At 75.4% G+C, this 21,863-nt stretch carries 24 protein-coding genes; 10 read left to right on the forward strand and 14 right to left on the reverse strand.

Annotation, left to right across the window (positions count from 1 at the left end; genetic code table 11):
* Window positions 1-6 precede the first annotated feature (6 nt).
* The 5 genes from HZZ00_RS21095 to HZZ00_RS21115 all read right to left on the reverse strand — a co-directional run bounded on the left by HZZ00_RS21095 (window position 7) and on the right by HZZ00_RS21115 (window position 3,801).
* Window positions 7-738 (reverse strand): metallophosphoesterase, encoded by a 732-nt coding sequence (locus HZZ00_RS21095; protein ID WP_180327896.1) that lies wholly within the window; start codon window positions 736-738, stop codon window positions 7-9.
* Window positions 735-1,007, reverse strand: coding sequence for a BON domain-containing protein (locus HZZ00_RS21100; protein WP_180327897.1), 273 nt, complete (start codon window positions 1,005-1,007; stop codon window positions 735-737). Before HZZ00_RS21100 ends, HZZ00_RS21095 begins: the two co-directional genes overlap by 4 nt.
* The gene (locus tag HZZ00_RS21105) at window positions 1,004-1,810 is read right to left on the reverse strand and encodes a nucleotidyltransferase family protein (protein WP_257584980.1); all 807 of its coding nucleotides are present in this window, start codon (window positions 1,808-1,810) and stop codon (window positions 1,004-1,006) included. The genes HZZ00_RS21100 and HZZ00_RS21105 overlap by 4 nt, the downstream gene beginning before the upstream one ends.
* A 218-nt stretch (window positions 1,811-2,028) precedes the next feature.
* Window positions 2,029-2,844, reverse strand: a complete 816-nt coding sequence (locus tag HZZ00_RS21110; protein ID WP_180327898.1) for an SAM-dependent methyltransferase — start codon at window positions 2,842-2,844, stop codon at window positions 2,029-2,031.
* Window positions 2,845-2,916: 72 nt separating this feature from the next.
* A complete protein-coding gene (locus HZZ00_RS21115) occupies window positions 2,917-3,801 on the reverse strand; it encodes a helix-turn-helix transcriptional regulator (protein ID WP_180327899.1) in 885 nt (294 codons plus the stop codon).
* 329 nt (window positions 3,802-4,130) lie between these two features.
* Between HZZ00_RS21115 and HZZ00_RS21120 the strand changes: the two genes are divergently transcribed.
* Complete coding sequence (locus HZZ00_RS21120; protein ID WP_180327900.1) at window positions 4,131-4,841, forward strand: ATP-binding protein; 711 nt, start codon at window positions 4,131-4,133, stop codon at window positions 4,839-4,841.
* A 152-nt stretch (window positions 4,842-4,993) separates the two neighbouring features.
* Here HZZ00_RS21120 and HZZ00_RS21125 read toward each other — a convergent pair whose 3' ends face one another.
* From HZZ00_RS21125 to HZZ00_RS21160, 8 genes are all read right to left on the reverse strand, one after another.
* Window positions 4,994-5,287 (reverse strand): hypothetical protein, encoded by a 294-nt coding sequence (locus HZZ00_RS21125; RefSeq protein ID WP_180327901.1) that lies wholly within the window; start codon window positions 5,285-5,287, stop codon window positions 4,994-4,996.
* A 26-nt stretch (window positions 5,288-5,313) separates the two neighbouring features.
* The gene (locus tag HZZ00_RS21130) at window positions 5,314-7,503 is read right to left on the reverse strand and encodes an acetoacetate decarboxylase family protein (protein WP_180327902.1); all 2,190 of its coding nucleotides are present in this window, start codon (window positions 7,501-7,503) and stop codon (window positions 5,314-5,316) included.
* Between the two features lie 269 nt (window positions 7,504-7,772).
* The gene (locus HZZ00_RS21135) at window positions 7,773-8,435 is read right to left on the reverse strand and encodes a response regulator transcription factor (RefSeq protein ID WP_180327903.1); all 663 of its coding nucleotides are present in this window, start codon (window positions 8,433-8,435) and stop codon (window positions 7,773-7,775) included.
* Window positions 8,432-9,712 carry a sensor histidine kinase gene (locus HZZ00_RS21140; protein ID WP_180333643.1) on the reverse strand — a complete coding sequence of 427 codons (1,281 nt, stop codon included), beginning with the start codon at window positions 9,710-9,712 and terminating at the stop codon, window positions 8,432-8,434. Before HZZ00_RS21140 ends, HZZ00_RS21135 begins: the two co-directional genes overlap by 4 nt.
* A 49-nt stretch (window positions 9,713-9,761) precedes the next feature.
* Window positions 9,762-10,610, reverse strand: coding sequence for an ABC transporter permease (locus HZZ00_RS21145; RefSeq protein WP_180327904.1), 849 nt, complete (start codon window positions 10,608-10,610; stop codon window positions 9,762-9,764).
* Complete coding sequence (locus tag HZZ00_RS21150; protein ID WP_180327905.1) at window positions 10,607-11,581, reverse strand: ABC transporter ATP-binding protein; 975 nt, start codon at window positions 11,579-11,581, stop codon at window positions 10,607-10,609. Before HZZ00_RS21150 ends, HZZ00_RS21145 begins: the two co-directional genes overlap by 4 nt.
* 129 nt (window positions 11,582-11,710) lie before the next feature.
* On the reverse strand, window positions 11,711-12,709 hold the full coding sequence (locus HZZ00_RS21155; RefSeq protein WP_180327906.1) for a M56 family metallopeptidase: 999 nt from the start codon (window positions 12,707-12,709) through the stop codon (window positions 11,711-11,713).
* A gap of 4 nt (window positions 12,710-12,713) precedes the next feature.
* Complete coding sequence (locus HZZ00_RS21160) at window positions 12,714-13,127, reverse strand: BlaI/MecI/CopY family transcriptional regulator (protein ID WP_180327907.1); 414 nt, start codon at window positions 13,125-13,127, stop codon at window positions 12,714-12,716.
* A 183-nt stretch (window positions 13,128-13,310) separates the two neighbouring features.
* Between HZZ00_RS21160 and HZZ00_RS21165 the strand changes: the two genes are divergently transcribed.
* Window positions 13,311-14,726 (forward strand): glycosyltransferase, encoded by a 1,416-nt coding sequence (locus tag HZZ00_RS21165; RefSeq protein ID WP_180327908.1) that lies wholly within the window; start codon window positions 13,311-13,313, stop codon window positions 14,724-14,726.
* A complete protein-coding gene (locus HZZ00_RS21170) occupies window positions 14,723-15,469 on the forward strand; it encodes a polysaccharide deacetylase family protein (RefSeq protein WP_180327909.1) in 747 nt (248 codons plus the stop codon). The genes HZZ00_RS21165 and HZZ00_RS21170 overlap by 4 nt, the downstream gene beginning before the upstream one ends.
* Window positions 15,470-15,478: 9 nt before the next feature.
* Here HZZ00_RS21170 and HZZ00_RS21175 read toward each other — a convergent pair whose 3' ends face one another.
* Window positions 15,479-15,931 (reverse strand): flavodoxin family protein, encoded by a 453-nt coding sequence (locus HZZ00_RS21175; protein WP_180327910.1) that lies wholly within the window; start codon window positions 15,929-15,931, stop codon window positions 15,479-15,481.
* Between the two features lie 118 nt (window positions 15,932-16,049).
* Here HZZ00_RS21175 and HZZ00_RS21180 point away from each other — a divergent pair, with 118 nt between their 5' ends.
* The 7 genes from HZZ00_RS21180 to HZZ00_RS21210 all read left to right on the forward strand — a co-directional run bounded on the left by HZZ00_RS21180 (window position 16,050) and on the right by HZZ00_RS21210 (window position 21,632).
* On the forward strand, window positions 16,050-16,694 hold the full coding sequence (locus tag HZZ00_RS21180) for a class I SAM-dependent methyltransferase (protein ID WP_374028473.1): 645 nt from the start codon (window positions 16,050-16,052) through the stop codon (window positions 16,692-16,694).
* Window positions 16,695-16,764: 70 nt separating this feature from the next.
* Window positions 16,765-17,100, forward strand: a complete 336-nt coding sequence (locus HZZ00_RS21185) for a hypothetical protein (protein ID WP_180327912.1) — start codon at window positions 16,765-16,767, stop codon at window positions 17,098-17,100.
* Window positions 17,101-17,169: 69 nt separating this feature from the next.
* Window positions 17,170-17,826, forward strand: coding sequence for a lipoprotein (locus tag HZZ00_RS21190; protein ID WP_180327913.1), 657 nt, complete (start codon window positions 17,170-17,172; stop codon window positions 17,824-17,826).
* Between the two features lie 173 nt (window positions 17,827-17,999).
* A complete protein-coding gene (locus tag HZZ00_RS21195; RefSeq protein WP_180327914.1) occupies window positions 18,000-19,364 on the forward strand; it encodes an FAD-dependent oxidoreductase in 1,365 nt (454 codons plus the stop codon).
* A gap of 127 nt (window positions 19,365-19,491) precedes the next feature.
* The gene (locus HZZ00_RS21200) at window positions 19,492-19,995 is read left to right on the forward strand and encodes a hypothetical protein (protein WP_180327915.1); all 504 of its coding nucleotides are present in this window, start codon (window positions 19,492-19,494) and stop codon (window positions 19,993-19,995) included.
* A gap of 130 nt (window positions 19,996-20,125) precedes the next feature.
* On the forward strand, window positions 20,126-21,295 hold the full coding sequence (locus HZZ00_RS21205; protein WP_180327916.1) for a hypothetical protein: 1,170 nt from the start codon (window positions 20,126-20,128) through the stop codon (window positions 21,293-21,295).
* Window positions 21,296-21,341: 46 nt separating this feature from the next.
* Window positions 21,342-21,632: a DUF1232 domain-containing protein gene (locus HZZ00_RS21210; protein WP_070023387.1), complete on the forward strand. Its 291-nt coding sequence runs from the start codon at window positions 21,342-21,344 to the stop codon at window positions 21,630-21,632.
* Window positions 21,633-21,863 lie beyond the last annotated feature (231 nt).

The following is a 21,863-nucleotide window of genomic DNA, read 5'->3' on the forward strand; positions in this document are numbered from 1 at the left end:
CCCGCGTCAGCCCGGACGGCCCGGCAGGTTGTACACGTGGAAGGCCTGTCCGATCACCGGCTGGGCGACATTGCGCACGCGCACGCCGCCGCTGGTCATGCCGTGTTCGGTGCCCGCGTGGGCATGTCCGTGGACGGCCAGGTCGGCGCCCGCGGTGTCGATGGCCTCCGCGAGGAGGTAGCTGCCGAGGAACGGGTAGATCTCCGGCGGCTCCCCGGCCAGGGTGTCCGGCACCGGCGAGAAGTGGGTGAGCGCGATCCGGACGTCGCAGCCCCACTGGTCCAGGTCCTTCAGGGCGCCGTGCAGGCCGTCGGCGCAGCGGCGGGTGTAGCGGACGAACTCCTTCATCAGGGGTTCGCCGAACTCGCCCGCGCAGCGGCCCACGAAGCCGCCGCCGAAGCCCTTGGTACCGGCCACCCCGATCCTCGCGTCCCCGGCGGAGACCACGGCGGCCTGACCCTCCAGCACGTGCGCGCCGGCCTCGCGGAGGATCGCCGTGACCTCTTCGGGGCGTTCGTCGTGGTGGTCGTGGTTGCCGAGGACGGCGACCACGGGCACTCCGAGGTTCTCGATCTCGCGGGCGACGACCGCGGCCTCCTCGGGGGTGCCGTGCCGGGTCAGGTCGCCGGCCAGCAGCAGCACGTCGGCGCGGTCGGGCAGCGTTTCGAAGGAGGGGCGCAGCGTGCCCTGGCTTTCGGGGCCCATGTGGATGTCCCCGACGGCCGCGACGCGGATCATGTCAGGTCCTCTCCGTGGTCGGGCGAGGAGGTGCCGGCGATGAGCAGGTCGCTGTGGACCGGGTGGTGCGCCAGTTCCTCGCGGGCCAGTCGCAGGATCTCGTCCCGGCACTCGGTGGACGGGACGGTTCCGGTGAGCAGGACGGCGTCCCCTCGGGTCTCCAGGCGCACACCGAGTTCGCCGAGCCGGCCGGCGGCGAGGCGCTCGGCGAGGTGGGCGACGCGGTAGTCCAGTCCGCTCTCCGGTGGTGGTGCGGCTGCGTCGGTCATGTCCGCTGCTCCCGGGGTGCGATCACGTCGAGGCGTTCGAGGAGGAAGAGGAAGGCGGCCGGCATGGGCTGGTCGCCGCAGGTGTCGCGGATCACGTCCCAGTCGACCTTCTCGCGCACCGCGCGGGCCACCGGCAGTACGGCCCCGAAGTCGCAGTAGTGCTCGGAGAAGGCGCTGATCAGGCTGCGGATCAGATCGGTGGGGCAGAGCACCGGCATCAGCACCGAGTCCACGGGCAGCACGTGCGCGCGCTCCAGCATGTCCTTGGTGACGGGCTCGTGGGCGAGCGCGAAGATGATGTCCACGTTCTGCCCCTGGCACGTGGTCTTCAGCAGCCAGTCCTCCGGCGGGGTGCGGACGGCGAGCCCGGCCTCGCGCAGGGTCGCGGCCACCGCGTCGGCGTCGCCGGGCAGCACGCAGAAGTCGGCGTCGTGCTGGAGGTAGCGGCTGCCGCCGTGGGCGTAGACCGCGACGCTGCCGGCCAGGGCGAAGGGGTGGTCCGCGCGTTTGAGCAGGGCGCCGATCTGCTTGGCGGCCTCCAGGATGGCCTGGCTGCGGTCGTGCGGCAGGTCCGGCGCGTCGTCGCCCGGCGGGGTGCCGCCGTCCTGTGGCAGGTCCGGCGCGTCCGCGCCCGTCGAGGTGCCGCTGCCGTGCGGCCGGCCCGGTGCTTCCTCGCCCGGCGGGGTGCTCCGGTCTCCCTGCGGGGCCTGGGGCCGCGGCCCGTCCGGCGGCAGCCGCAGCTCGGTCACCTCCTGGATCTGCGGCCTGCGCGCGGCCGCGGTCTCCTCCCCGTTGTGCGTCATGGGCCCTCCCTTCGCGCCGTACGTCCCGGGCGCGCGCCGGCCCGGGGGTCGTACGGGTACCCGGCGGTCCCGGGCCGACACGGCCCGAAGCGGCTCCCCGGCGACCGGCCCGGCCGTGGTGACCTGCGGGCACGGCCGCCGCTCGCGGTCCCTGGAGGTCCGCGGACAGGTGGGGCCGCCCTACGGCGGTGGGACTCCCGTCCACCGCGCGGGAGCCGTCACGGCTTGCGGGCGACTGCTCCGTACATGGCGATGTCCTCGTCCCGGATGCCCTGCTCGCCCGTGCCGTCCGGATGCCACTTGTGGACCTGCACGATGCCGGGCTCGATCAGGTCCAGGTCCTTGAAGAACTCCTCGGCCTCGGACATCGTGCGCAGACGCATCGGCATGTCACGGGCCGCGTACTCGCGGGCGACCCGGCCCACCTCCTCGGGGGCGAACTCGGCGGTGCCGATGGACATCGCCAGGTGACTGCCGGCGGGGAGGGGCTCCAGGAGACGGCGTACGACGCCGACCGCGTCGTCCTCGTCCAGCATGAAGTGGACGATGGCGATGACCGTGAGGGCGACCGGGCGCTCCAGGTCCAGGGTCTCGCGCAGCTCGGGGGCGTTCAGGATGGCCGCCGGGTCGCGGAAGTCGGCTTCCAGGTAGGCGGTGCGGCCTTCGGGGGTGCTGGAGAGCAGGCCCTGGGAGAGGGTGAGGACGATCGGGTCGTTGTCGACGTAGACGACGCGGGACTCCGGGGCCACGGCCTGGGCGATCTCGTGCAGGTTGGGCGAGGTCGGGATGCCGGTGCCGATGTCGAGGAACTGGCGCATGCCGGCCTCCTCGGCGAGCCAGCGCACGGCGCGGTTCATGAAGTCGCGGTTGGCGCGCATGTGGACGGGGAGCGCGGGCCACTCGCGGGCCATGGCGTCGCCCGCCTCCCGGTCGGCGGGGTAGTAGTCCTTGCCGCCGAGGATGTAGTCGTAGATGCGGGCCGAGTGGGCGTGCCGGGTGTCGATGCGGTCGGCCGGCCATCCGTTGTCGGGCAACGCCGTGTCTCCCATCCGGATCGGGGATGCGGGCGGTGGCGGATTCCACCGTTTGCGCCAACTGTTCGGGTGTCAAAGGGAGTTCAGTTCCCTGCGAATCCTACCGAGCAGGGTCTCGGTCTTCGCGGCGGACGCCGCCTGCGCGCTCAGCCGGTCCAGGGCCTCGCGGTAGGCCAGGACCTCGTCGGGCTTGTCGACGCGGACGGCGCCGAGCAGGCCTTCCACGTGCACGATGTCGGGCAGTTCCCGGGCCCGGAACCGGAAGAGGTGGTAGGCGCACGCGCGCATCGCGGGGTGCGGGCCGTGGTCGAACGGCATGAGCTGGACGGTCACATGGGGCAACCGGCCGATCTCGACGAGGTGGTCGATCTGGGCGCGCATCGCCTCCGGGCCGCCGACCGGGCGGCGCAGCGCGGTCTCGTCCATCACCACCCAGAGCCGCGGTGGCGCGTCACCGGACAGGAGTTCCTGCCGGCGCATGCGCAGGGCGACCCGGCGCTCGGTGTCCTCGGCGGACGCGTGCGGATGGCTCGCGCGCAGCAGGGCACGGGCGTATCCCTCGGTCTGTAACAGCCCGTGCACACACTGGTTCTCGTAGGCGCGGATCTGTGTCGCGGCCTGCTCAAGGCCGAGGTGGACGGCGCACCAGCCGGGCATGACGTCGCGGTAGGCGTGCCACCAGCCGCGCTGGTTGGCCTCGCGCACGGACCGCAGGAAGGACTCGATCTCCCGCCGGTCGGTGACGCCGTAGACCTGGAGCAGCTTCTCGGCGTCGGTGAGCCGCAGCCGGGCCACCTTGGCGGCCTCCATGCGGCGGATCGTGGAGTGGCTGACCCCGATGGCGGCGCCGGCCTCGGCGTACCCGAGTCCGGCCCGCACCCGCAACTGCTCCAGCTGCCGGCCAAGGATCATACGCAGCACGGAGGGGACGCCGCCCCAGTCGGTCTCCGCGGTCATCCCACCCCCTGGAACAGACATCAGGGTCCACCTTCACACACCGTCGCGCCGGGCGTGCCATGCGCACGCGTCCCCGGAGCGGGCAGCATGCACGGGACGCTGTGCAATTTTCAACTCGCAGGTTGCGAGCCGTTGTTGGCAGATGGGAAAGTGGGGCGACTGCTCCGGCCGACCGAGGAGCAGACGGTGTGGCCCGTCGGGGGAGACCGGGCCGCGGCACGGCTTCGTCCGAGGCGGTGCGTCGTCTGCTGCGCACGGCCGGCAGCCCGACCCCCCACCACGCACGGCCGGACGCATCCCGCGCGAGGCCGGACGAAAGGCGCACGGCAATGGCTCCGCCCTCCGTCCCCCGACCACTCCACCGCCCCCTTGGCGACGTCGGCACGGACCGCTCCTCCGTCGAGGACGCGGGCCCCCGCGCGCCGATGACGGCGCGCCCGCCGCGGGTGGCCGAGGATCCGCACCGGGCCGCGTCCACGGCCCGGCCGCCGCACCGCGTGCCACCGGAACCGGCCGGCACCCCGGACCCCCCTGGCGCCCCGGACTCCGCCGGCGCCCGGACGCCGGGCGACGTCCCCGCGCCGATCGCGGACCGGCGCCGCCCGCGGCTTCCCGGCCGGTCCGCCGCCGGGTCCGGACTCCTCGGTCCCACGGCCTCGTTCGACCTGCCGGCCCGGCCCGCGGCCGTCGGCTCCGCCCGGCGGGTGGTGCGGGAGCTGCTGACCGCCTGGGGCATACCGCAGGACGTGCGGGACGACGCCCTGCTGGTCACCTCCGAGCTGGTCACCAACGCGCTCGTGCACGCGGGCGGCGACCGGATCGCCTGCCGGCTGGACGGCACGGCGGACCGGATACGCGTCGAGGTCGAGGACGAGGCCGGGGACGAGGACGTCGCACTCCCGGTGGCCTGCCGTCCCGGGCCCGACGACCAGCACGGGCGCGGGCTGCTCCTGGTCGAGGCGCTGAGCCGCGGCTGGGGCGTCACCTTCCCGCCCGGCCGCCCCGCCCGCGTCGTCTGGGCCGAACTCGCTTCCGTCTGACGTCTGCCGACCGTCCCTCGCAGATCATCCCCCCACCAGTCCGGAGGACTTCCGTGCACCCCATCGCCCCCGTTCCCGTTCCCGTTCCGGCCGTCGATCCCTCCTGGACCGGCGCCCGCCCCAAGCCCGGCTCCGAGGAGCAGCCCGGCTGATCAACGGGCGGCGGGCCGGGGCTCCGGGGCCGGTCCGTCGCCGCGCGCGTGGATGAGCAACGCCTCGGCGGCGGACCGCAGTCGGTCCGCCGCCGACGTGCAGGCGGCGGCCTGCCGGGCCAGCGCGGCCCGGCTCCCGCCGGGCGCCGCCGGACAGGTGCCGAGCGTGGCGGCGGTGGCGCGCAGGCGCCGGGCGTAGCCGTCCATGAGGTCGGCGTCGGCCCGCAACCGGCCGGCGTGGGCGAGGAGTTCGTCGGCACGGGCCGTGCTCGCCCGGGGGGACTCGGTCACCATGGGTACTCCCGGTCTGCTGTGGGGCTTCAGCGCGCGAGGACGGCGCCGCCGCCGCGATGGGCCATGAACTGCGGGCAGGCCAGCACGAACAGGGGCCGGGCCGCGTCGATGCCGAGCCGGCGCAGCTGTCCGGCGAGGGGTTCGGCCGCCGCGGTGCCCAGCCGTACCCGCACGCCCGCGCCCGGGTGCAGCCGGAGTCCGCCGTGCGCCCGGACCAGGGTGCGCACCGTGCTGGTGGCGCGGCGGCCGTAGAGGGCCCGGTCGGCGTCGGGGCAGCGCACGCCCGGCCCGAGCCGGCCCTCGACCGCGAGGCCGAGGTCCTGGGAGCGGGCCCGGATCTCCCGGCCCGTCAGGTCGGCCTCGACGCGCATCCGCAGCGCGGGCTGCCCCCAGATCTCCCGGGCGACCACGCGGGCGGCCTCGGTGGTGACGGCGAGGGAGAGGACGTAGCGGCCGGTGCGGCGCAGGTCGACGCGGCGCAGCAGATCGGTGACGGCGTCGTACGGGCGCGGCCGCCACAGGTCGTCCACCAGGACGGACAGGGCGATCTCGGTGTACGGGCCGATGGTGGTGCAGCGGTGCTCGTGCACGGACAGCACCGCGAGGGCCCGGCGGCCGAGCCGGCTCGGGGTCAGCCAGGGGGCGTCCGGCAGCAGGTTCCGGGCGGCGTCCGGATCGACGGGGAAGCAGAGGTGGGCAGCTGCGGAGTCGTAGTAGCGCACCGGCACGTCGACGGGGCCGACCGTGGTGCGCACGGGCGCCGTGGCCAGGGTGAGGAAGGGGTGGCCCGCGGGCGGGTGGGCGTGGTCCTGGAGCCGGTATGCCTGGGTGCGGACGACGGGGCCCTGGTAGGGCGTCAGCGCCTCGTCGATGTCCGCGCGGGCCGCGGGCAGCAGGGTCCTGAGGTGCTCGATGTACTCGCGCAGCCGGTGGCACAGCGGGAACTCCCGGCTGGGACCGGCGTACTCGACGTCGTACCGGCCCGGCCGCGGTGGCGTGGGTGCGGGGCGGGTGTGGTCCGCGGGGGTGGCGGGGGCCGCGGGGGTGGCGGGGGCCGCGGGGGCTGTGTGATCCGCCGCGGTCCCGGAGGCCGCCGGGGCCGCGCGGCCGCCGTCGGGGGCGGCCACCAGGTCGAACTGGTTGGTGACGGTGGCCACCCAGGTGCGCGGGTCGGCGGGTTTGCGGTCGCCGGCCGGGGAGCCCACGGCGATGACATGGGTGACCCGGTAGGTGCGGCAGAACTCCTCGTCCTGGGCGAGGTTCAGCACCGCGTTGCCGCCCTCGCCGTGCCCGATCAGCGCGAGTTCGGCGCCGCGCGGAATGCCGTGGCCGGCCACGGCCCGGGTGAGCGAGCGGGTGTACGGCGAGTCCGTGCCGCACAGGTCGCGCCAGGCGCCGACGAGGTCCTGCGGAGCGTCGCTGCGCGGGCGCCCGGGGGCCGTGCCGGGGGCCTGGAGCACATAGCGGACGACGCCGTCGGGGCCGCGCACGTTCTGGACGAGGATCCGCCCGTCGGTGGAGAGCACCTCGATGTTGCGCAGGAAGCCGAGGAAGGAGCCCTCGGTGGCGAGGGTCCGCCGGCGCTGGTCCGCGAGGTCGACGGCCTCGGCCCCGCCCTCGGCGCCGGCCGCCCCGCCGGTCCCGGTCTTCCCGTCCAGCACGTCGCGCACCGCGAGGAGTTCGGCTATCAGCGGTGCGAGCCCGGACAGGGCGCGCTGGGCCGTACGGTCGTGCAGCAGGGCGCGCAGGGCCCGTACGGCGTCCTGGTCGCGGTCGGCGGCGACGGCCCGGGTCAGCAGGCGCATCCCGGGGGCGTGCGCCAGTTCGGGATGGTCGGCGAGCACGGCGGCCACGCGCAGCCGCAGGGAGGTGAGCGCCACCAGGGCGGCCAGGCTTTCGCCGCCGAGCGCCCGGCCGGCGGCGCCCAGCACGCGGGCGGCACCGCCGCGGGGGCCGTCCGCCGTCGTGCCCGCCGGCCGGCCGAGGCCCTGACCTCCGGTGAGGGCCCGCAGCAGCGCCCAGCGTGCCGCGAGGCCGGTACGGGGGCGGCGGGTGGCGGCCAGGCCGGGGGCGCGCAGGGTGGTGGCGGTGCGCTCGGCCACCGCGCGGATGCCCTCGGCGACCTCCAGCACCTCCCGCGCGCAGCCGCGCAGCACTTCCCCTGGGTCAGGACCGCCCGGCGCGGGCCGTCCGGGTGCGGTGCCGTCCGCTCGCATCCGACGCTCCCTCGGCTCGACGACGTACGACGGCTGCGGCCGCGCCGAACGGGACACGACCCGCGTCCATCGTGGGCCAGCGCCACCGGCGCCGCACCTTCGTCCGGGCCCGCGGCGGGGGTGGTCGCGGCGGTGCGCCGCGCCGGGTGGGGGCCGGTGGGCGCGGGGCCGCCGGGCGGGCGCCTCGTACGATCCCGTGCGGCACCCCGTCACTCGTCCGGCCCAGTCGGCCCCCCGGGGCGCCGTGAGCGCGGCGCTCGGCGAGGGGGTCAGCGGGCGCCCGGCCGGGCGAGCCCGTGGTCGTAGGCGAAGATCACCGCCTGGACGCGGTCGCGGGCGCCGGTCTTGGCCAGGACGCGGCCCACGTGCGTCTTCACCGTGGACTCGGACAGCACGAGGCGGGCGGCGATCTCGCCGTTGGTCCAGCCCTTGCCGATGGCGATCAGGATCTCGCGTTCCCGCTCGGTCAGCCGGCCGAGGCGGGGGTCGTCGGCGCCGGTGCGGGCGGCGCCGTAGCGGGCGAACTCGTCCAGCAGGCGGCGGGTGAGGGAGGGGGCGATCACCGCGTCGCCGGCCGAGACGGCGCGGATGCCGGCCAGCAGTTCGTCGGGGCGGGCGTCCTTCAGCAGGAAGCCACTGGCACCGGCGCGCAGGGCCGCGTGCACGTACTCGTCCAGGTCGAAGGTGGTGAGCACGAGGACGCGCGAGCGGTGTCCGGCGGCGACGATGCGGCGGGTGGCCTCGATGCCGTCCATCCCGGGCATGCGGATGTCCATCAGCACGACGTCCGGGCGCAGTTCGGCGGCCCTGCGCACGGCCTCGGCGCCGTGCTCGGCCTCGCCGACCACCTCGGTGCCCGGCACGGAGCCGAGCAGCATCCGGAAGCCGTACCGTTGCAGCGGCTGGTCGTCCACGATGAGCACGGTGGTCACGCGGTGCCCTCCTGCGGGGTGAGGTCCAGGGTGGCCGCCACCGCCCAGCCGCCGCCCGGGGCCGGGCCCGCGCTGACGTGTCCGCCGTAGAGCGCGGCCCGCTCGCGCATGCCCAGCAGGCCCTGCCCTTCTTCCGTTCGGCGTCCTTCGCGGGTCCGGCCGGTGTCGCGGACGCGGATGCCGAGCCGGGTGTCCTCGACGTCGATCGCGAGGTCCACCCGGGTGCCGGTGCCCGCGTGCTTCAAGGTGTTGGTCATGGCTTCCTGCACGATCCGGTAGACGGTCAACTGCACGCCCCCGTCGAGGGCTTCGGTGTTCCCCGCGGTCCGGTAGACGACGTCGAGGCCGGCGGCGCGCACGCCCTGGCACAGCGCGCCGATGTCCGCGAGGCCGGGCTGCGGACTGAGGTCGGACGGGCCGAGGCCGGACCGGCCGGACGCGGGGCCGGCGGGCGGACCGTCGGCGTCGCGCAACACGCCCAGCACGCGCCGGAGTTCGCCGAGCGCCTGGCGTCCGGTGTCGCCGATCAGCCCGAGTGCCTCCGCGCCGCGCGCGGGGTCGGCCGCGCAGGCGTGGGCGCCCGCGTCGGCGAGGGTGATGATGACGGACAGGTTGTGTCCGACGATGTCGTGCATCTCCCGTGCCATCCGGGCCCGTTCGGAGGCGGCGGCCAGTCTGCTGCGCTGGTCGCGCTCCGTCTCCAACCGTGCCGCCCGGTCCCGCAGCGCGGCAAGCTGGGCGCGGCGGATCCGGATCACCAGGCCGAGCGCGAGGGCCGCGGTCGCCGTGCTCAGCAGGAAGAACAGCGCGTCCACCGTGGACACGACCACCGACATCCGCGCCGCGACCAGGGCGAGGGCCGCCGCCATCACCGCGCAGGCGAAGGGCAGTCGGCGCGGCCGGCCGTGCAGGGCCAGGCTGTACAGGGCGAGGAAGAGGGCGACGTCCGCGTGCAGGGCCGCGCCCAGGGCCCATTGGAGGACGAACACGGCGGCGATCGCGCCGAAGGCGGCCGTGGGGTGGCGCCGGCGCCACAGCAGCGGCAGCACCAGGCCCGTCTGGAGGGCGAGCATGGCGGCGGGCGGCAGCCTGGTGAAGGCGAGCCGGAACCGGCGCGGGCCGTCGGCGTCCACGACGCCGCCGTGCAGCAGGTCCGGCAGGCAGAACAGCAGGAAGACCACCGCCACCAGCGCGGTGTCCAGCACCCAGGGGCGGGCGCGGTCGGCGCGCCGCAGCCGCCGGCCGGCCCGGCCGAGCCGGGCGGCGAGCGGCCCCATCGCGCCGAGGTCCGCCGTGGTCGTGGCGGGTCCCGCGCCGTGCGGGCGGTCAGACGTCACCGCGGCGCAGCCGGTACGCGGCGCCGGCGAGTGCGAGCGCGGTCCAGCCGAGGAAGACGAGCAGTCCGGTGCCGGGCGCCAGGGTGGTGGCGTCGTGGGTGAGGGCGTACATCGCCTGGCCCGCGTTGCTCGGCAGGTAGGGGGTGAGGTCGTCCTGCCAGGAACTCGGCAGCAGCGAGGCGAGGCCGGGGACGAGCATGAAGACGGCGACCAGGACCGAGATGCCGCCGGCCACCGAGCGCAGCAGGGCGCCCAGGGCGGCGCCGACCACCCCGACCAGGCCGAGGTAGAGTCCGGCGCCCAGCAGGCCGCGTACGACGCCCGCGTGGCCGAGGGTCAGGGCGGCGGGGGTGCCGGCGACGATACGGCTGCCGATCAGGAAGGCGATCCAGGCGCCGACGGTGCCGACGACCAGCGCGACCAGCCCGTACACCGCCGCCTTGCACCACAGCACGGGCAGCCGGCGCGGCACCGCGGCCATGGTGGAACGGATCATGCCGGTGGAGTACTCCCCCGCGGTGACCAGCACGCCGAGTACGCCGAGGGCGAGTTGGGCGAAGTTGGCGCCGAACAGGGACAGGCTCAGGGCCGTGGAGCGGGCGAAGTCCCGGTCCATCCGGGGCGATCCGGTCATGGACGTGTAGCGGCTCGCGGCGATGACGCCGAAGGCGACCAGGAACAGCAGTCCCAGGCCCAGGGTGATCCAGGTGGAGCGCAGGGACCATAGCTTGGCCCATTCGGAGGCGAGGACCCGCCGTCCGGTGACACGGTAGGCGGGGCGGCCGGGCGCGGCCTGGGCGCTCCCGGTGGGGTTGCCGGTCTCGGTGAGGGTGCTCATGCGGCGCTCCCGGTGCGGTCGGTGCCGGTGCCGGTGGCGGTGGCGGTGGCGGTGGCGGTGGCGGTGGCGGTGCCGTGGTACTCGACGGCGTCCCTGGTCAGTTCCATGAAGGCGGATTCGAGCGACACGACCTTGGTGGTCAGCTCGAACAGGGGGATGCCGTGCTCGGCCGCGGTCAGCCCGATCTGGCGGGCGCCGACCCCGGTGACCTGGAGTTCTTCCGAGCCGACCCGGCCGGTGATCTCCACACCGGGTCCGGCGAGCACCTCCCGCAGCCGCGCCGGGTCCTGGGTGGCGACCGTCACGGTGTCGCCGCCCGCCTCGCGCACCAGGTCCCGGACCGTCGTGTCGGCGAGCAGCCGGCCGCGGCCGACCACGATCAGGTGGTCCGCGACCAGGGCGACCTCGCTCATCAGGTGGGAGGAGACGAACACGGTCCGGCCCTCGGCCGCGAGCGAGGTCAGCAGGTTGCGGATCCACAGGACGCCCTCGGGGTCGAGGCCGTTGACGGGCTCGTCCAGCATCACCGTGCGGGGGTCGCCGAGCAGGGCGGCGGCGATGCCGAGCCGCTGGCCCATGCCCAGCGAGAAGGAGCCGGCCCGTTTCCCGGCGACGCTGCCGAGGCCGGCGAGTTCGATGACCTCCTCGACCCGGCGGCGCGGGATGCCATGGGTCAGCGCGAGGGCGCGCAGGTGCTGGTAGGCGGTGCGTCCCGGGTGCACGGACTTCGCCTCCAGCAGCGCGCCGACCTCCTGGAGCGGGGCGCGGTGACCGGCGTAGCGGCGGCCGTTCACGGTGACGGAGCCGCTCGTGGGCGCGTCGAGGCCGACGATCATGCGCATGGTGGTGGACTTCCCGGCGCCGTTGGGGCCGAGGAAACCGGTGACGGTGCCGGGTCTGACCACGAAGTCCAGTCCGTCGACCGCCGTCTTCTCGCCGTACCTCTTGGTCAGTCGTCGCGCGTCGATCATTCGCACTCCCTCTGTCGCGGGCCGTGGCGTCCGTCACGCCTGACGCCTCACTCGCCACGCTAGGCGCCGTGACCCCGCGAACCCGTGGTACCGGGGGCTGAACGGGGCAGAGGGGGTGGTACCGGGGTACTACAGCGGCCTGGCGTGCCGGTGCGGACGGCAGTGCGGATGCCGGTGGGACGCGCCGTCCCGGTCGGTGGCGACCGGGGCCGGGCGGGTGGTGGCGCACTGCGCCGAACGGGCCGTCACGACCATGCGCTCGCTGTCGGACGCGGCCTCGGCGAGGCTCGCGCAGCACAGCGCCAGCAGCACCGCGCCGGCCACGAACGGCAGGGTGCGCGGCGCCGGAGGGGGAGCCAGCAGGGCCCGCACCCGCTGCGGCACGGCGCCGCCGGTCGCGGCGAGTTGGCGCTGGCGGTGCGCGGCGGCGGAGGCCAGGGCGGCCCGGCCGACGGCGCGGGCGACCACCGTGCGGCTGCCCACGTGCGTGGCCGCGTCCTCGTCGGCCCAGCGTTCCAGCACGAAGCCGCCCGCGTCGGCGAGGGGGCGCAGCAGCGGGGTGACGGCGGCCGTGAGCCGCCACAGCGCGAGGTAGAGGTGGTGCCGGCCGCGCAGGTGGGCCCGTTCGTGGGCGAGCAGGGCGGCGCGTTCGTCGTCGCCGAGGCAGCGCAGCATGCCGCGGGAGACCACGATCCGGCCGGGCGCGCCGGGCAGCGCGAAGGCCTGTGGCACCTCGTCGTCGAGGACGGTGAGTTCGGTGTCGCCGGGCACCGCTGCGGCCTCCCGCCGGGCCCACAGCAGTTGCCGGGTCTGCCGTACGGCGGCCACGGCGAGCGAGCCGAACGCGGCGATCAGACCGAGCGCGCCCAGTGCCGCGACGGCCAGGGAGACCGGGTCCTCGGCGCGCAGCGCGGCCACCGACCAGTGGCCCTGCTCGGCGACCTCGGGTATCTGCGCGAGGCCGGTGAAGGCGAGCAGGGCGAGCGAGCCGAGCCAGCCGGTGGCCGTCACCAGCGCGGCGCAGGCCAGGGAGCGGGCGGCGGCGCGGGGCGGCAGCCGGCGGGCGGCGGGGGCGAGCACCGCGAGGACGACGGTCACCACCAGCGGCACGTAGACGGTGAAGGTCACCCGTTCACGCCCTCTCGCCGGGGCGGCCCGGGTCGGACCCGCCGAGCAGCCGCTGGAGCAACTGCTCGTCGGCGGCGGAGAGTTCGGAGACGAACCGGGCGAGCACCGCCTCCCGGTCCGAGCCGCGGTCCAGCAGGGTGCGCATCCGGGCGGCGGTGTCGGATGCCTCGTCGCGGGCGGGGGCGTAGGCGTAGCCGCGGCCCTCGCGCCGCCGGACCAGCATGCCCTTGCCGTGCAGGCGGGACAGGATGGTCAGCACGGTGGTGTACGCCAGGTCGCCGGAGAGCCCGTCGAGGACCTGCCGGGCGGTCAGCGGCCCGTCCGCGGCCCAGAGCACGGCCAGCACGCCGCTCTCCAGTTCCCCGCGCGCCCTGCGGCCGGGCGACTCCCCGGCCGCGTCGCTCGCTCGGTCGCGCATTGTCTTCCCTCCTCGCGCCCCCCGTCGGGCTTTTGCCCGGCCTTGACGGTCCGGCGGAACAGCCTACCCGCCTGCTACTACATCTCGTACGAGGCTATCTACTACATGTTGTAGAGTGCGGTCGCTCCGCCCGGCTCCCGCGCGGAACCACACCTCCTGCTGCTCCGCGCGGAAGGCACACGCATGCCCCACCTCGGAAGTACGGCCCATCTGCGCGCCCTGGCGGCCGCCACCCTGCGCACCGCACCGCCCGCCGGACCCACGGCACCGGCCGAGCGGGTCACGCTGCTGTCCGCCGGCATCGGCGCCGGGCACGACGGCGCCGCCGCCGAACTGGACCGCCGGCTCACCGCGGACGGCTTCACGGTGGACCGGCTCGACCTGCTGGACCTGCTGCCCGCCCGCGCCGGCCGGCTCATCCGGGACGGCTACCACCGGATGCTGCTCACCGCGCCCTGGGCCTACCAGCGCATCTACCGCAGCACCGAACGCGCGGGCGGTGGCGGCCCGCTCGCCGCGGCGCTGCTGCGCCGCACCGAGGAACGGGTGCTGCGGGCCCTGCCCGCGGGCACCCGGGCGGTCGTCTCCACCTACCCGGGCGCCAGCCGGGTCCTGGGCGGGCTGCGCCGCTCCGGCCGGCTGACCGTGCCGGCGCTCACCTATCTGACCGACTTCTCGGTGCATCCGCTGTGGGTGGCCGACGGCATCGACGTCCACCTCGCGGCGCACGCCGTGCCCGCCGAACAGGCCCGGGGCGCCGGGGCGCGGGACGTGCGGGTGACCGGGCCGGTCACCGACCCCCGCTTCCGCCCGGCCGGCGAGGACGCGCGCGCCGCCGCCCGCGCCCGCTTCGGCCTGCCCGCGCACGCGCCGCTGGCCCTGCTGGTCGCCGGTTCGTGGGGCGTGGGCCCCGTCCGCCAGGTGGCCCTGGAACTGCGGGCGTCCGGGGTCGCGGTGCCGGTGGTGGTGTGCGGCCGCAACGCGGCGCTGGCCGCACGGCTGCGCGCCGAAGGCGTCGAGCACGCCTTCGGCTGGGTGGACGACATGCCAGGGCTGATGCACGCCGCCGACGTGCTGGTGCAGAACGCGGGCGGGCTGACCTCCCTGGAGGCCTTCGCCGCGGGCCTGCCGGTCGCGAGTTACCGCTGCATACCCGGCCACGGGCAGACCAACGCCGCCGCGCTGGAGGAGGCGGGCGTCGCCGCGTGGATCCGGGACCCCGGCCGACTGGCGCCGGTCGTGGCGGAGTTGGTCCAGGGGGCGCGGGGGCTGCGGCAGCGCGCGGCCGCGCTGGCGCTGTTCGCCGACGCCGGGTGCGGCCCGGCCGCCGAGATCGCGCGGATCGCCCGGAGGTCCACCGCGGGTCTGCCCGTACCGGCTGCGGTGCGGCGCCGCGCCGGCCGCCCGCGCCGGTTCGTCGCCGTCGCCTCGGCCGCCTGCGCGCTGTGGGTGACCGCCATCGGCACGGCGGTCGCCACCACCGACGACGGCCCCCGCCTGATCCACGCCCTCGGCCACGAGCTGCACTTCGAGGGCGCGGGCCACACCCCGGGCACCGGCGCCCCGGGCGCCGCGCACCGCGGGAGCCACCGCTCATGACCGTCGTACCCGCCCTGCGCGGCGCCGCTCTGGCCGCGCTGCCCGTTCTCGCCGCCGCGCACGCCGCGCCGGTGGTCACCACGTTCGGCCCGCTGCGCAATCGCGTCACGCCCCGACTGGCCGGGCGGGGCCGGGCCGGCCATGTCGCGCTGACCTTCGATGACGGTCCGGATCCGCACTCCACCCCGCTGTTCCTGGGCGCGCTGGCCGCGCGCGGGGTGCGCGCGACGTTCTTCCTGCTCGGCGGCGAGGCCCGGCGCAGCCCCGGGCTGGTCCGCGAGATCGCGGCCGAGGGCCACGAGATCGGCGTCCACGGCTGGCTGCACCGCCCGTTGCTGCTGCGCGGACCGCGGGCGACGTACGACGACCTCGCCCGCGCCCGGGACCTGGTCGGCGATCTCACCGGCCGGCGTCCCACCCTGTTCCGGCCGCCCTACGGCGTGATGTCGTCCGCCGCCCATCTGGCCGCGCGCCGGCTGGGCCTCACGCCGGTGCTGTGGACCTGCTGGGGCGAGGACTGGACCGCCCGGGCCACCCCCGCCTCCGTGCACCGCACGGTCGTGCGCGATCTGCGCGGCGGCGGCACCATCCTGCTCCACGACTCCGACCGCACCTCCGTCCCCGGCTCCTGGCGCGCCACCCTCGGCGCGCTGCCGCGCATCCTGGACACCTGTGACCGGCGGGGCCTGGAGGTCGGTCCGCTGTGCGAGCACGGGTGGGCGGGGAGCCGGCGGACGGCGTGAGCGGCCGGGTCAGCCGGCCAGGCCCGCCGCCAGGGTGGCGCCCAGTTCCCAGCACGCCTCCGTGTCGGCCTTGCCCGGCGCTCCCGTCACGGTGACCGGTTCGGCCGCGCGGCGCCAGCCGAGGCCGGTGGTGATGGCGTCGAGGGCGCGCACGGCGCCCGTGACGTCGCTGCCCCCGTGGATGTAGGAGCCGAAGGGGCGGCCCCGGGTCTCGTCCAGGCAGGGGTAGTAGATCTGGTCGAAGAAGTGCTTGAGGGCGCCGGAGATGTAGCCGAGGTTCGCGGGGGTGCCGAGGAGATAGCCGTCGGCTTCGAGGACGTCGGTGGCGGTGGCCGCGAGGGCCGCGCGGCGGATCACCCGGACGCCCTCGATCTCGGGTGCCGTGGCGCCCGAGACGACGGCCTCGAACAGCGCCTGGCAGTTGGGCGACGGGGTGTGGTGGACGATCAGCAAGGTGGGCACGGCAGCACCCTGCCGGGTCCGGCGCCCGGTGCGCAAACGGGTCCGGCCCGGGGTCGTTGTGGGTGGCCGCGCGGGGTGCGAGGATGCGCGGCATCGATGCCGTGCGACGGGAGGAGCCGTGGTGGCCGAGGAGGAACGCCGGGCGCCGGCGGCCGAGGTGTTCGACGCGCTAGGACTCGACTACGAGAAGGCGTTCGCCTCCTCCGCGGCCCACCGGGCGTCCCTGCGGTGGCTGCTGGAGCGGCTGGCACCGGGCAGCCGGGTGCTGGACGTGGGCAGCGGGACCGGGCGGCCGACCGCCAAGACCCTCGCCGAGGCGGGCCACCGGGTGCTCGGCATCGACGTGTCACCGGTGATGGTGGAGCTGGCCGCCCGGCAGGTGCCCGGCGCCGAGTTCCGCCGTGCCGACGTCCGTGAACTCCCGCTGGACGAAGGGTCGTTCGACGCGGCCTGCGCCTACTTCTCGCTGCTCCAGATGGACCGGTCCGAGCAGGAGGCCGTGGTGCGCCGGCTGGTGCGGGCGGTACGGCCGGGCGGGCCGGTGGTACTGGCCACCGTGCCCTTCGACGTGGAGGGCGCCCAGGGGCTGTTCATGGGGCAGCCGGTGCGGGTGACGAGCTTCGCCGCCGAGGCCTTCGAGGACATGGCGGTCCGCGCCGGACTGACCGTACTGGCGGCGGAGCGCGTCGAGTTCGCGCCGGCCCACCCCGCCGCCGCGCCCGAGCCGCACCTGTTCCTGCACTGCCGGCGCCCCGCGGAGTGAGCACCGGCCAGCCTCTGGTCTTCCTCAAGCCGCTTGGCGCCTCCCGTCGTCGACGGTCAGGATGGCGGGCATGGCAGGACTGACGGGACTGAACAGGAAACACAACAGCGTGCTGGTCATCCGGGACGCGGACGTGGTGGCGGCGGCGCTGCGCGAGGCGCTGGCCGGGGCCTCGCCCGAGGAACGGCCGGGCCTGGAACGAGCCGTGGCGCTGGTCGAGTCCACCGCCGAAGCCACCGCGACACAGCTGCGCGCCGACTGGACCCGCTCCCGGCTGGCGGCCGTCGGCTTCACCGGCGACCCCTCCTCGGTCGCCGCGACGAAGGCGCTGCGGCAGGCGGAGCCGGGCCTGAGCCTGCTGGCGGCGGTGCAGTTGCAGAAAGAGGCGCTGACCCACCCCGCCTGATCGGAGGCGGGGGCCGCCGTCACCCTCGGCTACAGTGACCGCGCTGAACCGGAGGGGAGACGGACGGACATGCAGGTCGACGTGGGGGTGCGGGCGGTCGTGGCGGTGGCGCTCGCGGCGGTGCTGGGCGGCTGCGCGGGACAGGACGACGCCGGCACACCGCGGGCCGGCGGAACGAGAACCGGGGCGACGGCCGAGGCGAAGGACCCGGCGGCGGTGAGCGGCGGCACGATCGGCGCCGCCGGTTCGCCCTGCGCGCTGCCCGTCCGGTTCGACGTCGCCGAGGACTGGAAGGCCGAGTCGGTCGACGCGCGGGGCGCGCAGAACGACGGACTCGGCGCGGCGCTGCTGCGGCAGGGCCCGGTGACGGCCGCCTGCGAGATCGACGCCAAGCCGGCCGGCCACATCGGCTTCCTGCGGGTGTGGACCGGCCGGGCGGGTGACGCCGGCGCGCGCGGCGTGCTGCGGGGGTTCGTGGCCGCGCAGGGCCACGTCGGCGAGGAGCGGTACCGGGCGTTCACGACGGGCGGCGGTCTGCGCGGTACGGAGGTGGAGTACTCCTCCACCAGCGAACTGCTGGACGAGACCAAGAAGGAGTGCGCCTTCGCCGTCGACACTCCCGGCGGTCCGGTGGTCGTCCATCTCGGCGGGATGGACTCGGCGGAGCACGACGCCATGCTCCCGGCCTACGAACTGGCCAAACGGACGCTGCGGGTGGCCGGGTGAGGGCCCCGGTGCAGCGGCCGGGCAGGGCGCCGGAGGTCTTCATAAGGCGCCCCTGGGGATGTCATAAGATGCCCTTATGAGGTCATAGACCGGACCCGCGTACCTGGTTAGGTCTGCCTTAGCCTAGGCTTCCCGATCGAGTCGACTGTTTCACGCTCGAAGGGAAACTGATCATGCCGCGCCCCCTGCGGGTAGCCATCGTCGGAGCCGGTCCCGCCGGGATCTACGCCGCCGACGCCCTGCTCAAGTCCGAGGCGGCCACCGACCCCGGTGTCTCCATCGACCTCTTCGAGCGCATGCCCGCCCCGTTCGGCCTGATCCGCTACGGCGTCGCGCCCGACCACCCGCGCATCAAGGGCATCGTCACCGCCCTGCACCAGGTGCTGGACAAGCCGCAGATCCGGCTGTTCGGCAACGTCGCCTACCCGACCGACATCAGCCTGGACGACCTGCGCGCCTTCTACGACGCGGTGATCTTCTCCACCGGTGCGATGGCCGACCGCGCGCTGTCCATACCCGGCATCGACCTCGACGGCTCCTACGGCGCCGCCGACTTCGTCTCCTGGTACGACGGCCACCCCGACGTGCCGCGCACCTGGCCGCTGGAGGCCGAGAAGGTCGCCGTGCTCGGCGTCGGCAACGTGGCCCTGGACGTCGCCCGGATCCTCGCCAAGACCGCCGACGAGCTGCTGCCCACCGAGATCCCGCCGAACGTCTACGACGGGCTCAAGGCCAACAAGGCCCTGGAGATCCACGTCTTCGGCCGCCGGGGCCCGGCGCAGGCGAAGTTCAGCCCGATGGAGCTGCGCGAGCTGGACCACTCCCCCAACATCGAGGTCATCGTCGACCCCGAGGACATCGACTACGACGCGGGCTCCATCGAGACCCGGCGCGGCAACAAGCAGGCCGACATGGTCGCCAAGACGCTGGAGAACTGGGCGATCCGGGACGTCGGCGACCGTCCGCACAAGCTCTTCCTGCACTTCTTCGAGTCGCCCGCGGAGATCCTCGGCGAGGACGGCAAGGTCGTCGGCCTGCGCACCGAGCGCACCGCCCTCGACGGCACCGGCAACGTCAAGGGCACCGGCGAGTTCAAGGACTGGGACGTCACCGCCGTCTACCGCGCGGTCGGCTACCTCTCGGAGAAGCTGCCCAAGCTGCCCTGGGACATCGACTCGGGCACCGTGCCGGACGAGGGCGGCCGGGTCGTCGAGGAGGGCGGCACGCACCTCCAGTCCACCTACGTCACCGGGTGGATCCGGCGCGGCCCGGTCGGCCTCATCGGCCACACCAAGGGCGACGCCAACGAGACGGTCGCCAACCTGCTGGACGACCACGCCAACGGCCGGCTGCACACCCCCTCCTCGCCCGCCCCGGAGGCCGTGGACGCCTTCCTCGCCGAGCGCAACGTCCGCTACACCACCTGGGAGGGCTGGTACCGCCTCGACGCCGCCGAACGCGCCCTGGGCGAGCCGCAGGGCCGCGAGCGCGTGAAGCTCGTCGAGCGCGAGGACATGCTGCGCGAGAGCGGCGCCTGAGCCGCGCCGGCCGGGTCCGCTCCGTTCCCGAGGCAACCCGCCCGGGCGGAGCGGACGCGGCCGGGGGCGGCGCTCGCGCGCCGTCCGTTAAACTCCCCGCCGAACATGGCCACTCGGGGGGAGACATATGTTCACCAGGCGCGCGACGGTGATCACCGCGGCGGCGACGACGGCGGTCCTGCTGACCGGAGCCGGCGCGTACGCCTACTTCGACCGCGACTGGCGCTCCGCCTCCGCTCCCGAGACCGTGACCGGGCTGCGCGACACCGTCCAGCACCTCACCGAGCGGACCACCCCGGCCACCCGGCCCCACCTGATCACCCGCTGCACCACCGGCACCCACCGGGTCAGGCACACCTCCCGCAGCGGATCGGGCACCCACCGCACCACCCACACCTGGTACACCACCGAGCGCCACCGGGACTGCCACACGATCCGCAGCGGCACGGAGACGTACCTGCGCGTGATCCGGCCGGAGCGGTGGTGCGTGCGGCTGGACGACGTCGACGGGGACACCGGCCGGGACGACGTCTGGTACCGCGTCGAGCGCTCCGACTACGACACGGCCCTCGGCGCCGCCGACCACGCCCGCCTGGAGTTCGTCCCGCTCGACCAGAACCCCGCCTGCTGAGCACGCGTCCGGCCGCGGCGGGAAGCCGCCGGGCGGGGCGCGCGGCACGCGGCGCGCGGGGCCGTCTACGTTTCGGCGGGCCGAGCGGTGATACTGGGAGGCGCACCCACACCCATCAGCAGATTGGCCCATGTCGAACTCCGCCACCGACCGCGCCGCCATCCCCCAGACCGTCTGGGCGGCCCGCGGCCGTCACACCGGTCCCGATCCCGAGGACGTCGTCCGCCGTACCCTGCGCCGGCACAAGGAGAGCGGGGACCTCGACGACTTCGCCGAACCGCCCGCGCCCGAGGACTCTCCCGGCACGCTCTTCGAGGCGCGCTGGCGGGCCGGCGGCACGGTGACCGTGCGGGCCCGGCTCACCCTCGTACCCCGGCACGGCAAGCCACAGGGGCACGAGTGGCGGCTGGTCGCGGAGGCCGAGCAGCCGTGGGACGAGGGCTGGCCCTCGCCCGCGACCCTGTTCTGGCCCGAGGGCGGCTCCGGTGACGACGGCTCCTGGGACCACCACCCCACGGTCGCCGGGCTGCGCTTCCGCCAGGTCAACGCGCTGCCCGCGGACGACAAGGAGATGCGCCGCCGCCTGCGCGAGGCCGCCCGCGAGGCATGGTGCGTCAATCTCGTCGTGCACGAGGCGATGACCCCCGACGAGCAGGGCAAGCTGCCGCTGGCCCGGCTGCTGCCGCCCGGCCTCAGGCACCGTGTCGTGGAGCACCGCGCCGCACCGCACCAGCTGCGCGGTGTCAACTGGGCGCTGAAGGACCTCGATGTCGAGGTGCCGCGCGGCGGCGCCGTGCTGCTGCCCCCGGATCCGGCCCCGGAGGACTACGACGGCACACCGCACCGGGTGCGCAACGTCTTCCTCGACGGCTCCGAGCCGGCCGAACTCGTCGCGGCGCTGCGGCACTTCGTCGCCCTGCCCCGGCCCGCCCCGCAGGACGCCGCCGAGGCGCTGGCGGACCTCAGGGACAACTGGACGCTGATGACCCACCAGGAGGAGCTGGACCGGGAGCGGCGGCTGGTCGCCATGTACGCCGAGGCGCTGGAGGCCATGACCAAGTCCCGCGACCTGTACAAGCAGGCCGCCGAGCAGGCCCTGGAGGCACTGGCGGCCTACCGCGACGTCCCCGCGCCCGCGCTGCCCCGGCAACGGCCCGCGGCCCGGACCCCCGCCGCGCTCCAGCAACTCACCCAGACCTTCGGACGGCTGAAACTGCCGGGGTTCACCGGCAGGGCGAAGGCGGTACCCGAGGACACCGGGGACGGCGCGGACCTGCCGTCCCCGGACCGGCCCTCGTAGGCCCCGCACCGCACGAAGAGCCGCCTGGAGCGCCCAAGGAGCCCCGATGGATTCCACCACCACCCTGCTGCTGATCGCCGGCGTCCTCGCGGCCGGCCTGCTCGCCGGTGCCGTCGCCCTGCTCGTGCGGCTGGTCCGCACCCGGCGCACGCTGCTGCGGGCCGGGCTGCCGACGGGCCCGCGGTGGGTGTTCTGGGGCGCGGTGGCCTATCTGGTGCTCCCCACCGACCTGCTGCCGGACCCCGTCTACCTGGACGACATCGGCGTGCTCCTGCTCGCCCTGCGCAGCCTGCGTTCCGCCCTGCCCGCCTCCTCGGAGCCGACCCGGCTGCCCTGATCGCCGCCGGGCGGGCCGCCATGGGGCGACGCAGCCCCTGTTCACCGGCGTGTCCGATGCCCCGGCCGCCCCGGCTCGCCGTCGTCGACGTGATGCGCGCGTTCGCCGTGGCCGCCGGGGCGTTCCGGCGCGGCGCCGAGCGGATCGTGTCCGCGGCCACCCAGGAGGAGGCACTGGAGCTGAAATCCCGCAACCCGACCGGCTCGCCCGCCAGGACGGGGCGCCCGTGCC

Source organism: Streptomyces sp. NEAU-sy36 (assembly GCF_013423905.1).
Taxonomy (GTDB): Bacteria; Actinomycetota; Actinomycetes; order Streptomycetales; family Streptomycetaceae; genus Streptomyces; species Streptomyces misionensis.